General features: G+C 67.4%; 14 protein-coding genes. 9 read left to right on the top strand and 5 right to left on the bottom strand.

The window, feature by feature from the left end:
* Nucleotide 1 precedes the first annotated feature (1 nt).
* The 7 genes from CQY20_RS11010 to CQY20_RS10980 are packed head-to-tail and all read left to right on the top strand — an operon-like array spanning nucleotide 2 to nucleotide 6317.
* Nucleotides 2-1243 (top strand): 3-isopropylmalate dehydratase large subunit, encoded by a 1242-nt coding sequence (locus CQY20_RS11010; RefSeq protein ID WP_097940123.1) that lies wholly within the window; start codon nucleotides 2-4, stop codon nucleotides 1241-1243.
* Nucleotides 1243-1770, top strand: coding sequence for a LeuD/DmdB family oxidoreductase small subunit (locus CQY20_RS11005; RefSeq protein WP_097940122.1), 528 nt, complete (start codon nucleotides 1243-1245; stop codon nucleotides 1768-1770). Before CQY20_RS11010 ends, CQY20_RS11005 begins: the two co-directional genes overlap by 1 nt.
* Before the next feature lie 10 nt (nucleotides 1771-1780).
* On the top strand, nucleotides 1781-2797 hold the full coding sequence (locus CQY20_RS11000; protein WP_097940121.1) for an ABC transporter substrate-binding protein: 1017 nt from the start codon (nucleotides 1781-1783) through the stop codon (nucleotides 2795-2797).
* 51 nt (nucleotides 2798-2848) lie between these two features.
* Nucleotides 2849-3643: an ABC transporter ATP-binding protein gene (locus CQY20_RS10995; RefSeq protein WP_097940206.1), complete on the top strand. Its 795-nt coding sequence runs from the start codon at nucleotides 2849-2851 to the stop codon at nucleotides 3641-3643.
* Nucleotides 3640-4491 carry an ABC transporter permease gene (locus CQY20_RS10990; RefSeq protein WP_097940120.1) on the top strand — a complete coding sequence of 284 codons (852 nt, stop codon included), beginning with the start codon at nucleotides 3640-3642 and terminating at the stop codon, nucleotides 4489-4491. Before CQY20_RS10995 ends, CQY20_RS10990 begins: the two co-directional genes overlap by 4 nt.
* Nucleotides 4488-5279: an ABC transporter permease gene (locus tag CQY20_RS10985; protein WP_097940119.1), complete on the top strand. Its 792-nt coding sequence runs from the start codon at nucleotides 4488-4490 to the stop codon at nucleotides 5277-5279. The genes CQY20_RS10990 and CQY20_RS10985 overlap by 4 nt, the downstream gene beginning before the upstream one ends.
* A gap of 45 nt (nucleotides 5280-5324) precedes the next feature.
* Nucleotides 5325-6317, top strand: a complete 993-nt coding sequence (locus CQY20_RS10980) for a stage II sporulation protein M (RefSeq protein ID WP_097940118.1) — start codon at nucleotides 5325-5327, stop codon at nucleotides 6315-6317.
* Between the two features lie 16 nt (nucleotides 6318-6333).
* Here the strand turns inward: CQY20_RS10980 and CQY20_RS10975 are convergent, their stop codons facing one another.
* Genes CQY20_RS10975 through CQY20_RS10955 form a run of 5 tightly spaced genes read right to left on the bottom strand, consistent with a single transcriptional unit; the run spans nucleotide 6334 to nucleotide 11638 of the window.
* On the bottom strand, nucleotides 6334-7656 hold the full coding sequence (locus tag CQY20_RS10975) for a DUF58 domain-containing protein (protein WP_097940117.1): 1323 nt from the start codon (nucleotides 7654-7656) through the stop codon (nucleotides 6334-6336).
* The gene (locus CQY20_RS10970; protein WP_097940116.1) at nucleotides 7656-8630 is read right to left on the bottom strand and encodes an AAA family ATPase; all 975 of its coding nucleotides are present in this window, start codon (nucleotides 8628-8630) and stop codon (nucleotides 7656-7658) included. Before CQY20_RS10970 ends, CQY20_RS10975 begins: the two co-directional genes overlap by 1 nt.
* Nucleotides 8627-9763 (bottom strand): DUF4350 domain-containing protein, encoded by a 1137-nt coding sequence (locus CQY20_RS10965; protein ID WP_097940115.1) that lies wholly within the window; start codon nucleotides 9761-9763, stop codon nucleotides 8627-8629. The genes CQY20_RS10970 and CQY20_RS10965 overlap by 4 nt, the downstream gene beginning before the upstream one ends.
* Complete coding sequence (locus CQY20_RS10960) at nucleotides 9760-10413, bottom strand: DUF4129 domain-containing protein (protein WP_097940114.1); 654 nt, start codon at nucleotides 10411-10413, stop codon at nucleotides 9760-9762. The genes CQY20_RS10965 and CQY20_RS10960 overlap by 4 nt, the downstream gene beginning before the upstream one ends.
* Nucleotide 10414: 1 nt before the next feature.
* The gene (locus CQY20_RS10955; protein WP_371871119.1) at nucleotides 10415-11638 is read right to left on the bottom strand and encodes a DUF7847 domain-containing protein; all 1224 of its coding nucleotides are present in this window, start codon (nucleotides 11636-11638) and stop codon (nucleotides 10415-10417) included.
* Nucleotides 11639-11719: 81 nt separating this feature from the next.
* On the opposite strand from CQY20_RS10955, the gene CQY20_RS10950 reads away from it, so the two are divergent.
* A complete protein-coding gene (locus CQY20_RS10950) occupies nucleotides 11720-12376 on the top strand; it encodes an SIMPL domain-containing protein (protein WP_097940113.1) in 657 nt (218 codons plus the stop codon).
* A gap of 28 nt (nucleotides 12377-12404) precedes the next feature.
* Nucleotides 12405-12622: GatB/YqeY domain-containing protein (locus tag CQY20_RS10945; RefSeq protein ID WP_165789251.1), on the top strand; the 218-nt coding region annotated here is incomplete at its 3' end.

Genomic DNA, 12622 nt, shown 5'->3' with positions numbered 1-12622 from the left:
CATGGGGTCGACCATCATCGAGCAACTGCTGGGGCGCGCGTCGGAGAACCCTGCACCGAAGCCCGGCGACACCGTCGTCGTCGACGTCGACATGACGGTGCTGATCGACCTGCAGTTCCAGCATGACCGCCTGCATCACGTCCTGCGGGTGCACGACCCGGACAAGCTGGCCGTCGTCATGGACCACGCCGTTCCCGCGCCGTCGATTCGCGACGCCTCGGGGGGAGAGCGGGCACGGGATTTCGCCCGGACGCACGGCGTCAGCAGGTTCTACGACATAGGCAGGCACGGCATCGTGCACCAGGTGATCGCCGAGCAGGCTCTTGCACTGCCCGGGCAGAACCTCGCGTGCACCGATTCGCACACGTGCGCTGCGGGAGCGTTGAACGTCGCCGCGCGCGGCCTCGGCCCGGCGGAGGTCCTGCAGATCGTGTGCACCGGCAAGACATGGCACATGGTTCCGCCGACGATCCGCTATGACCTGGTCGGGCAGAAGCCGGACCACATCAACGGCAAAGACATCTTTCTGCACATCGCAGGCGAATACGGTGACGCGACCGATCACGCCATCGAGTACGGCGGGCCGGGCCTGTCCAGTGTGCCGATGTCGGACCGCCGAACGATCGCCGCGCAGGGCGCGGAGGTCGGGGCCGACTTCTCGGTATTCCCGGCAGACGAGGTATGCCTGGAATCGCTCGGGGCCAAAGCGGGAGAGGCACATCCCTGCAACGGCGATGACGACGCGGAGTACGCGGAACGCCGGACGGTCGACCTGTCCTCGCTGGAACCGATGGTCTCGAAGCCGGGCACAGTGATCAACAACTCGCTGCCGGTGCGCGCGTTGGGGGAGAAGCCGATCCATCAGGCGTTCATCGGCTCCTGCGCCAACGGCCAGCTCGAGGACCTGCGGGTCGCGGCCAGCATCCTCGACGGGCAGAAGGTGAAAAGTGGTGTCCGGCTGATCGTCACGCCTGCCTCGCAGCAGGTCTACCTCGACGCCGTATCGGAGGGTTACGTCACTTCGATCATCTCCGCCGGCGGCGTTGTCACGAACCCGACATGCGGCGCCTGCTTCGGATACCACATGGGTGTGCTCGGTCCGGGCGAAGTCTGCGTGACCGCCAGCACACGAAATTTCAGAGGCCGCATGGGAAGTCCGGACGCAGAGATCTACATGGCCTCGCCGGCGACCGTCGCGACGTCCGCGATCGCCGGACACATCACCGCACCTGGAGGTGTCTGATGCCTACAGCGACAAACGAACTCGTGTTGTCAGGTCGGTCGTGGGTGTTCGGCGACCAGGTCACCACTGACGACATGTTCCCCGGATATGCCATGCGGCTGCCGATTGCAGACGCCGCGCATGAGATGTTCAACGCCTCGCGCAAGGGCTGGCCCGAGTTGGTGCAGGCCGGCGACATCGTGGTCGGCGGCGTGAACTTCGGACTCGGCTCGAGCCGCCCGGTCGCGCTGCTGTTTCGTGAGCTCGGCGTCGGCTGTCTGCTCGCCGAGAACTTCAACTCGCTGTTCTTGCGCAACTGCATCAATTACGGGCTGCCGATTCTCGCGGTACCGGGGATTTCCTCCGCGGTCACCGAGGGTGACGAGCTGACCGTCGACGTCGTCAACGCGACCGTAAAGAACCGTTCGACCGGGGCGTTCCTCGAGTCGAAGCCGTACCCACCGTTCCTCATCGAGATCCTGCAGCGCGGTGGCTTGCTGCAACGACTCGAGGAGGACGGGTATCTGCGACCGGGTAGTACCGATTAGGAGCATCGAAATGTCAACCACGCGAAGCGTTTTTGCCACTCTGGCTTCCGCCGCCGTGATCGGGCTGCTTGCCGGGTGCTCGGGAAGCGAATCCAAGGACGCCAATCCCGACGACCCGGTCAAGATCGACATCACGGTCACACACGACACCGAGCCGTTCTCGGTTCCCTGGCTCGTCGCAATCGATCAAGGTTTCTTCAAGAAGCGCGGGGTCGAGGTCGGCCAGATCGTGCCGGGCAAGGGCGGCGCATCGACGATCCAGAACCAGCTCTCAGGCGACCTCCCGATCGCCGACACCAGCTTCCCGGCGGTGGTGGACGCCAAGTCCAGCGGCGCCGACCTCGTCATCGTCGGCGGTGCCGTGCAGTCGTTGGCGGGCAACGACTTCTACACACTGGCCAACAACAACGCGGTCAACACCGTCGCGGACGTCAAAACCTGGTCGTTCACCAGGGAAGGCTCGGTCACACAGCAGCTGACCTACCTGTTGCCCGACGCCGAGGGGGTCGACCCCAACACCGTCGAGCGCACGGCGGCAGGCGGTCTCGGCGAGGGCCTTGCACTACTTGAGGGCGGCGACGTGGATGCGGCCGTCGTGCCGATCGCCGAAGCGTTGAAGAACAAGGACGCCTACAAGCTGGTGGTCTCGGCCAAGGAAGTGATTCCGAACTTCCAGCAGACGGTGATGACGACGACGCCCGAGTACGCCGAAGACCATCCGAATGTGATCAAGGCGATCACCGCGGGCTACGACGAAGCTGTCCAGTGGACCAAGGACAATCCCGAGCAGGCTGCGGCCATCTGGGCCAGGCACACCAAGGAAGACAACGCGGTCGCAGAGCAGATCGTCGAAGATTATCTGCGATCCAATTACTGGGGCGTCGGCTTCAACGCCGAGGCCATCGCCAACGCGCTGAAGGGTTTCCAGCTCGTCGGCAAGGACGCCTCGAAAGTCGACCTGTGCGAGCTGTTCGATCCGCAGTACCTCCCCGAAGGTGCTTCCACCAAGGCCGCCGAGAACTGCTGACATGTCTGTCCACAAAGGAGTGCGACGATGCAAACAACCGCGGAGATGACGATGGCCGAGCAGATGTCTGTAAAGCAGATCGTCGACGTATCCGGTTGCGTTCAGCGGTTCGGCGAACTGCACGCGCTCGGCCCGATCGATCTGACGATCCAGGCCGGTGAGTTCGTGTCCATCGTCGGTCCGAGCGGGTGCGGAAAGTCGACGCTGCTGGAATTGGTTGCGGGACTTCAAGACCCGGCTGAGGGTCGCATCTCCGTGGCGGGTGAGCCGCTGCGCGGTCCGCGTGACCGGACGGCGATCGCGTTCCAGGAGTCCGCGACGCTGCCCTGGCGAACGGTGCGCGACAACGTCGCCTTCGCGCTCGAGGTGCGGGCGGTGCCGAAGGCCGAACGCAGAAAGCGTGCCGACGAACTCATCCGCACCGTGGGGCTCAGCGGCTTCGAAGACCACTATCCGTCGCAGCTGTCCGGCGGGATGCGTCAACGCGTCGCGATCGCGCGCTGCCTGTCGATGGATCCGGACCTGATCCTTGCGGACGAGCCGTTCGGCGCGCTCGACGAGCAGACACGGCTGCTGATGTCGTTCGAGTTGATGCGCGTGGTCGAGGAGTTGTCCTGCGGGGTGCTGGTCATCACCCACAGCATTCAGGAGGCGGTGCTGCTGTCGGATCGCGTGCTGGTGATGAGCGCGCGCCCGGGCACGGTATTGGACGAGATTCACGTCGATCTGCCGCGGCCGCGCGATGAGCACACGCTCGCCTCGCCGAGGATGGCCGCGCTCACGGAGGGGATCTGGGCTCAGCTCAAGGACGAGGCAGGCAAGGCCATGGAAGCGACGGTGCGATGAGCGGCGCGGCAACCGCGACCGTCGCACCGGCCAAGGCTGCCAGATCGACGCGTTCGGCGGTGCCCGGTTATGTCCGGCCGCCGGCGACGCGCGCGTTGGCGATGCCCGCAGGCGTGTGGCGACTGATCCTGATCGTCGCCTTCTTCGGCGGCATCGAGGTGCTCGCGCAGTCGGGAGTGGTTCCGCGGTTGTCTCTCGTACCGGTCACCGAGATGATCGTGCAGGCCGGTGAACTGCTCGCCGACCCCGAGTTCGTGGTGAACGACCTGTTGCGCAGCGTGGGCGTCGTCGTGGTCAGCTTTGTCACGGCGTCGGTGCTCGGCGTGGCCGTCGCTTATCTGATGTGGCGCAGCGCCGTCGTCCGCGCCGCGCTCGAGCCGTATTTGAGCGTCTTCTATGCGGTACCGACGTTCGCGGTCTACCCGATCCTCGTGGTGCTGTTCGGAGTCGGCGTCTGGCCGATCGTGCTGCTCGCCTCGACATTCAGCATCGTCGTCGTCATCCTGAACGCCCTGGCCGGCTTCGACTCGGTGCCGGAGGTGGTCACCAAGCTGGAGCGATCGCTGAAACTCAGCCGGTGGCAGTCGTTTCGGCTGGTGCTGATGCCGTCGGCCATGCCCGACATCGCCGCGGGTGTCAAGCTGTGTATGGCGTACTCGGTAATCGCGACGCTGGCAATGGAATTCATTCTGGCTTCGGACGGTCTCGGCAACTTCATCGCATACGCGTATGACAGTTTCGCGGTCGCCGACATGTACGCCGCGATCCTGATCGTCGGGGTGCTCGCTCTCGTCGCGAACCTGGGGATCTCGGCGGCACTGAACCGGCTCGATTGGAGGCGGCGATGACTGCAATTGGAAAGGAATCGGCAACCTCGCCCACGGCCACGGCGCCGCGGTCGACGCATCGGCTCCTCCCGCCCGTCGTACTTCTGGTCCTGCTTGTCGCGGCGTGGTGGATAGCTGCCATCCTGCTCGACAGCGCGGTCTTTCCCACACCGGTCGAGTCGGTGTCGACGCTCGGCAAAGAGCTCGCCGACAGCGGTTTTCGTGAGAGTGTCGGCTCGACGGTGTGCAACCTCGCGATCGCTTATGCGTTGGTGGTGGCCGTCGGCGGCGTGCTCGGCGTGCTGGTCGGGCTGAGCGCATTCTGGAGCCGGACGCTGTCGCCGTTGCTCTTCTCGCTCAACAGCATCCCGAAGATCGTGCTCTACCCGATCTTTCTGCTGTTCCTCGGTCTCGGAGCGCTCAGCCAGGTCTCGTTCGCGTTCTTCCAGGGGCTGCTCCCGATGTTTCTGATCATGCTCGAGGGCAGTGCGAGCGTGAACCGGCTTCATCTGAAGCTGGCGGCGAGCCTGCAGATGAGCTACCCGGCCTTGCTGCGCAAGATCGTCTTGCCGCAGCTCGTGCCGACGCTGCTCACCTCGATGCGGGTCAGCTTCGGGCTGACGTTCGTCGGGCTCATCCTGGCCGAGATGTTCTCCGGAACCACCGGGCTCGGCTTCGAGCTGCTGCGCAACGTGACCCAGGTCAGGATGGCCAACATCCTCGGCGAGGTGCTGTTGATCACGGTGATCGCGTTGATCCCGACCATCGCCCTGAAGTACTTCGAATTGCGCGTGAAACGCGCGTATTAGCCGCGGCAGCGAACGCCGCATCGGATCGAAACTAGGATCGGTCGGGTGGATGTCGACGCGTTCGTGCTCGCCCATCGCCAGACGTGGAACCGGCTCGAAGAGCTGGTCAAGCGGCGTCGGCAGCTGACGGGCGCCGAGGTCGACGAGCTGGTCGAGCTGTATCAGCGGGTGTCGACGCACCTGTCGATGGTGCGGTCGGCGTCGGGCGACTCGGTGCTGGTCGGCCGGTTGTCGTCGCTGGTGGCCCGGGCCCGCTCGGCGGTGACCGGCGCGCACGCGCCGCTGTGGAGCGAGTTCGTCCGGTTCTGGACGGTGTCGTTCCCGGTCGTCGCCTACCGCGCGTGGCGGTGGTGGGCAGGCACCGCGATCGGATTCCTTGCGGTCACGATCATCATCGCGATGTGGGTCGCGGGCAACCCTGAAGTGCAGGCCACCGTCGGAACACCAAGCGAGATCGAGCAATTGGTGAACCATGACTTCGCCGACTACTACAGCGAGCATCCGGCCGGGTCGTTCGCGTTGCAGGTGTGGACGAACAATGCGTGGGTGGCCGCCCGGTGCATTGCGTTCGCGCTGCTGCTGGGCATTCCGATCCCGTACCTGTTGTTCCAGAACGCCGCCAACCTCGGTGTCATCGCCGGCCTGATGTTCGACGCGGGCAAGGGCGACATCCTGCTGGGTCTGCTCACCCCGCACGGCCTTATCGAGCTGACGGCGGTGTTCCTGGCCGGAGCGGTCGGCATGCAGTTGGGATGGTCAGTGGTCGCGCCAGGTGACCGGCCCCGCGGGCAGGTGCTGGCCGAGAAGGGCAGAGCAGTGGTGTCGGTCGCGATCGGGCTGGTCGCGGTGCTGGCGGTGGCCGGGCTGATCGAGGCCCTCGTCACCCCGTCGCCGTTGCCGACGTTCGCGCGGGTCGGCATCGGTGTGCTGGCCGAGGTGGCGTTCCTCGGCTACGTCATCCACTTCGGCCGTAAGGCGGTGGCGGCTAAGGAAACCGGCGATATCGACGAGGCGCCTGACGTCGTGCCGACCAGTTGACTCAGAGCGGGTGACCTCACAGCCGTCCGGTGGCCTTCATCGCCAGGTAGTGATCGGCCAGCGCGGGCGCCAACTCCTCGGGTGGCGCGTCGACGACGTCGACGCCGTGGCCGCGCGGCCGCGACGCGATCGTCCGCCGGTCGTTGCGGGCGCGTTCGGCGGCGGCGGCGTCATACACCTGTGCGGCATCGGCGCGTCCCGCCGCGAGCTGGTCCACACGGGGGTCGCTGACCGCGGCAAGCAGCACCTGATGCTTGGCCGACAGCTGCGGCAACACCGTCATCAATCCCTCGTCCAGCGCCGAGGCGTTCAGGTCGGTCATCAGCACGACAAGCGCGCGCCGGCGAACGCGCCGCTGCACCGCCGCCACCATCGCGGTGGCGTCCGACTCGACGAGCGCAGGCTCCAGCGGGGCCATCGCGTTGACCAACTGCGCCAGCAGTTCCGTGCGTGAGGCGTTGAACACGCTGGCCCGCGTGACCCTGTCGTGGGCGAGGAAGTCGACGTGGTCGCCAGCGCGGGATGCCAACGCCGCCAACAGCAGTGCGGCATCCATTGACCAGTCCAGCCGCGGCCAGCCGCCCGGGTCCGACCGCGTCGGGTCGACGCCGACGCGGCCCGCCGAGGTGCGTCCGGTGTCCAGCACGATGACTACGCGGCGGTCGCGTTCGGGCCGCCAGGTGCGCACTACCACGTCGCCGCGCCTCGCGGTGGCCCGCCAGTCGATGGAGCGGACGTCGTCGCCGATGACATACTCACGCAGCGAGTCGAATTCGGTGCCCTGCCCGCGGATGAGCACCGGCACCGCGCCCTCCAGCTCACGCAGCCTGGCCAGCCGCGACGGCAGATGCTTGCGAGACAGAAACGGCGGCAGCACACGGATCCGCCACGGCACCCGGTGTGAGGTCTGTCGGCCCGCGAGACCCAGCGGCCCGATCGACCGCGCCGTCACAAACGCCGACTCCTGATCGCCGCGACGCACCGGACGCAATCGGGTGTCGAGTTGAATGCGTGCTCCCGCAGGCACATTCACCGAATGAACGCGAGGTTCGGCGCGGGCGCTTGGCGACCACGCGTCGCGGATCTGGCCGCGGAACGGGCGGGATCCGACGTTGTCGATCATCAACTTCGCGGCCACCGGTTGGCCGAGGCGTGCGGCCGTGTCGCCGAACCGCGTGAACCGTAATCGGCGCGTGCTGGCGGCCAGCGACACGTCGACAGCGACCGCGCTCACCAATGCCGCGAACAGCACCAGGAATGCGGTTGCCGGCCAAGGCGATACCGCGATCGGCAGCACGCAGATCAGCGCGACCAGGCCGGTGCGGCCGGTGAGAACCACTATCGGGGCACCGGCACCGCGGCCAGGATGCCGTCGAGCACACCGTCGGGGGTGGCGCCCTCGAGCTCGGCCTCCGGTCGCAGCGCAACTCGGTGTCTCAGCGTCGGCCGCGCCATCGCCTTGACGTCGTCGGGCGTGACGTAGTTGCGGCCCGACAGCCACGCCCACGACCGCGCGGTGGCCAGCAGCGCCGTCGCGCCGCGCGGCGAGACGCCCAGCTGCAGCGCAGGCGAATGCCTTGTCGCGCCGACGATGTCGACGATGTAGGCCAACACCTCGTCGGCCACCAGAACTTCGCGCACGGCCGCCCGCCCCGCGGCCAGTTCGGCGGGACCGGCGACGGCTTGCACGGTGGACAGGTCGCGCGGATCGAAGCCGCGGGCGTGCCTGCTGAGTATGGCGATCTCTTGATCGCGCGGCGGCAGCGGCACATTGAGCTTCAGCAGGAACCGGTCGAGCTGCGCTTCGGGGAGCTGATAGGTGCCCTCGTACTCGATCGGGTTCTGCGTCGCCGCGACGATGAAAGGGTCTGGCAACGGCCGCGGCTCACCTTCGACGCTGACCTGACGTTCCTCCATCGCCTCCAGCAGGGCGGCCTGCGTCTTCGGCGGGGTCCGGTTGATCTCGTCGGCCAGCAGCAGGTTGGTGAAGACGGGGCCCGCGTGAAACTCGAACTCCGCGGTGCGCGCGTCATAAACCAACGACCCGGTGACGTCGCCCGGCATCAGGTCCGGGGTGAACTGCACCCGCTTGAAATCCAGCTGCAGCGCCGCGGCCAGCGTCCGCACCAGAAGCGTCTTGGCGACCCCGGGCACGCCTTCGAGCAGCACGTGGCCTCGGCACAGCAGCGCGATCACCAGGCCGCTGACCACCGCGTCCTGGCCGACGACCACCTTGGCGATCTCTGTGCGCAGCGCCAGCAGCGCATTGCGCGCCGCGTTCTGGTCGGTTGTCGATGTGGCGGGCTGAGTCACGACTGGGCGACCTGCCTTTCGATGTCGTCGAGCGCGTGGGCAAGGTTAACGAGGTCGGTGTCGGTGCTCGGTGGCGGACCGTACAGCACGTGCCAGACGGCGCGCGGGTCCCGGCCGGTGCGTTCGACCACGGTTTGCACGACGGCCGCCGGGCTGGCGTCTGCGCCGAGTCCGAGTCGGGGCACGGTGCGCTGCAGCGTGGCGGTCCGCAGCGCGTCGGCGGCCCGGTCGCTCGCGCGGCGCGAGCGGTAGAGGCGCCCACGGCCCTCGACGGTTTCCGAGGCGCGCACCACCACGGGCAGCCGCTCTGCGACAAGCGGTCCGATGCGTCGCCCCTTGGCCAGCGCGACCAGCAGCACGACCAAGCCCAGCTGAATGACGATCCAGACGACCTGATCGGGGATGAGATCGAAAATCGATGCGCCACCGGTTGTTTCGCCCTCGCGCTGTTGCGGGGCGTACCAGATGAGCCTCGGTTTGGCTCCGGCGAGGTTCATCGCCAGCGCGGCGTTGCCCTCCTTCAACAGACCCGAGTTGGTCATGAAATCGCTGCTGCCGACGACGGTCACCGTGCGGCCCGCGTCGGTGTAGCGCACCAGCGCGCCTTCGTAGCACCGCGTCACGGGCACATCGCCGGAGGCGACGTAGGTGTCGCTCCCGCCGAACTGCACATCGCCGGCTCTGGTGGCTTCGCGCAGATCGCAATCGGGAGAGCCGCCGACGCTGCCCCCGTCGTCACGACGGATCTCCGGCGCCAGGATCTCGCGGGTGCGCGAAACCGGCTCGACGATGAGCCTGTCGCCGGGAACCGCCGCAAGGCGGCGCAACACATCCTCGCTGACGAGGTGAATCGTCTGCACCGTCATCACCAGGCTGTCGGGGGTGGCCGCCCGTTCCACCGCGGCGATGTCGTCGGCGACGACGACGTCGACGCCGTGGTCGCGTAGCAGGGCGACCAACGCGTGCGCGCCCTCGGAAGAGGTTGCCTCGGGGTCCATCCGGCCACCCGGCCGCGGAGCCGTGAAGACGGCGGTCAATGTCGCGACGGCGATCACCACTACCAGCACCATGAGCACCCAGCGACTGGCCCGCAGGCGTTGCCGCACAGTGGGATTGACCGCGGTTTCGGTCATCGGACCGCCGTCCAGGTGTCCGCGGCGGCGGCAGGTGCGGCAACAGCGGCCGACGCGGCCGTGCGCGAACGCAGATGCCCGTCGAGTTCGGCGATCATCCGGTAGGCCGCCTCGGTGCCGGGACGCTCGCCGTAGGTGACGTCGTTGAAAGCGGTTGCAGCGCGCATCAAGTCGGCCGCCAGGTCGGGAAGTGCGGCCCCGGCGTCGGTCGCCAACTCGGTCGCGGTGCGGCCAGGAACGGGGTCGAGCACTCCGTTCTCCTCGAGCTGGCGGGCGATCGCTCTGAGACGGTGACGGATGGCGGCCGCCCAGTTCCCCTGTACCGCATACTGTTCGGCCGTCGCGCGGTGCTGCGCGGCGGTCAGGTCGTGCGAGTCGAACAGCACGGGCTCGCCGCCGCGGTTGGTGCGCATGGCACGCCGAGCGACCCGCACGGCCACCACGATCGCGACGGCCAGAATGATGGCCAGCACGCTGACGGTGAACCATCCGCCGGGCACTGACGAACCCTCCTGGACGATGCGATAGATCAAGTCGTTCAGCCAGTCCGAGATGCGTTCGGTCAGCGACTCTTTCGGATAGATCGGCTTGGCGAGCTCGCGCTGTGCCGCCTCGTGGGCGGCGTCACGGTCGATGTCTATTGCAGGCACGTCAGGTTTGTCGGGTGAGCCACAGGTGGTCGGTCGAACCCGGTGGTGCTCCAGGCGGCGCGCTCGCCGCACCGGTCTGCAGGACGAGGTCGAACGCCTCGGCGCGGATTCGTCGGTCGGTGTATAGCAGAACCACCGCGCCCGCGGAGAAGGGGGCGGTGATGATCTGGCCGATGGCCCCGCCCACGGCGACGAGCACGAGCGCGAACAGGATCATCGGCGTCGACTCGGAGCCGAACAACAGGATCTGGCCGGTCAGGCTGAACGGAATGCTCACCGCGAACGCGACGACGCCAGCGACGATCGTGGCCAGCAGCCGGATCCCGAACACTCGCCAGAAGTCGCCCCGCACCAGCCGTACCGAACGCGCGATCGACGGGAAGACACCGAGTCGTTCCAGCACGATCAGCGGCGGCGCGAAACTGAGCACCGTCCACAGGTACACCAGCAACGCGACCAACCCGAGGCCCAGTGGAATCGCCAGGATGAACGCCACCACGCCGCTCAACTCCGCCGCCAGCGCGACGACGAATACGACGACGAAGACCGGGATGGCCACCGCCAGCAGCCACAGAAGCGTGTAGCCGATCAGGGGCAGCAACCGGCCGCGGACTCGCTCCCACGCCTCCCCGATGGTGATGCCCGCACCGAACACGGCCCGTCCGACGATGACCGTGAGCATGCCGCTCAGCACGATGGACGACAGCAGCGTGGTGACGAATCCGGCGATACCGGACGCCGACGACCCCAGCGCCGCTGCGCTCGACGCCTCCTCGCCGCGCAACACTCCCCACTCGCCGGTCGCGGCCAGCGGACCGATCTCCAAAAGCAGCACGACGAGTTGCGCGATCACCACGACGATGGTCGTCAGCCCCAGGGTGGCCTTCGGGTTGGCCCGAATGTAGGCGAACGCGCCGTTGAGGATGTCGGTCATCGTCAGCGGGCGCAGCGGGATGACTCCCGGTTTGAGCGCCTGTGGGCCCCACTGCCCTGCGCTCGGTGCGCCGTAGCCGGGGTAACCCGGGTAACCCTGATAGCCGGGCGGCGGATAGCCCGGCGGCGGATAGCCCGGCGGCGGATAGCCCGGATAGCCCGCATAACCGGGATAGTTCGGATAGCCCGGCGGCGGATAGCCCTGGTAACCGGGCGGCGGGTAGCCCTGGTAACCGGATTGGGAATCACCGGGATACGGCGGCGGGTACCCCGGGTTGCTCATGGCCACCATCCTGTCGATCACCGAGCAAATTGACAACGTGACGGACGCGGCGCGCCGCGCGACGTCGGCGGCCACGGCTACGGTGACCGCATGCCGACCGAGATCACCGTGCAGGGCACGTCTTCTGTGCGCCACGCGCCCGAACGTGGCACCGTCCACGCCACCATCTCCTATGAGGGACCGTCGATGCAGCCCGTCTACGACCGGACGGCGCGGGACTTGGCCGCGGTGAAAGAGTCGGTCATCGCGCTTCATACCGACGACGGCCCGGTCACCTGGTGGTCGGCGCAGGATCTGCGGACGTGGTCGAGCAGGCCGTGGAATCAGGACGGCAAGCAGCTTCCGCTCGTCTATCACGCGCAGGTCCGCGTCGACGTCAGATTCCGCGACTTCACCGCCTTGTCGCGCTGGGTTGCCCAACACACCAACGAGACAGAGGGTTTCGGGGTTGGGCGGGTGGAGTGGACGCTCACCGATGACCGCAGGAAAGAGCTGCTTCGGCAGGTCCGCACGGAGGCTGTGCAGGACGCGGCGCGACGCGCCCAGCAGTACGCCGACGCCCTGGACCTCGGCGCCGTGCGGCCCGTCGCGATCGCCGACGCCGGGATGCTCGGCTCGGGGATGGCGCGCGGCCGCTCGGCCGAAATGGATCTGATGGCGGCTCCCGGCTCTGCGCCGGATGTCGAACTGGCGCCCGACGAGATCAAGGTGTCGGCGGCGGTCGACGCACGATTTGTCGCCGGCTGACGCGGTCGGCGGCGGTAGCGTCGAGGCCATGGCGGAACTCAAAGACCGGCTGCGGGCGGACCTGACCGCCGCGATGAAATCGCAGGACCGGTTGCGCACGGCCACCCTGCGGATGCTCTTGTCGGCGATCCGTACCGAGGAAGTGTCCGGCAAGCAGTCGCGGGAACTGACCGATGCCGAGGTCATCAAGGTGTTGTCCCGAGAGTCCAAGAAACGCGGTGAGGCGGCCGAGATCTACACCCAGAA

The organism is Mycolicibacterium agri, assembly GCF_002553505.1.
Taxonomy (GTDB): domain Bacteria; phylum Actinomycetota; class Actinomycetes; order Mycobacteriales; family Mycobacteriaceae; genus Mycobacterium; species Mycobacterium agri.
This window is presented reverse-complemented; position numbering and strand designations above follow the sequence as displayed.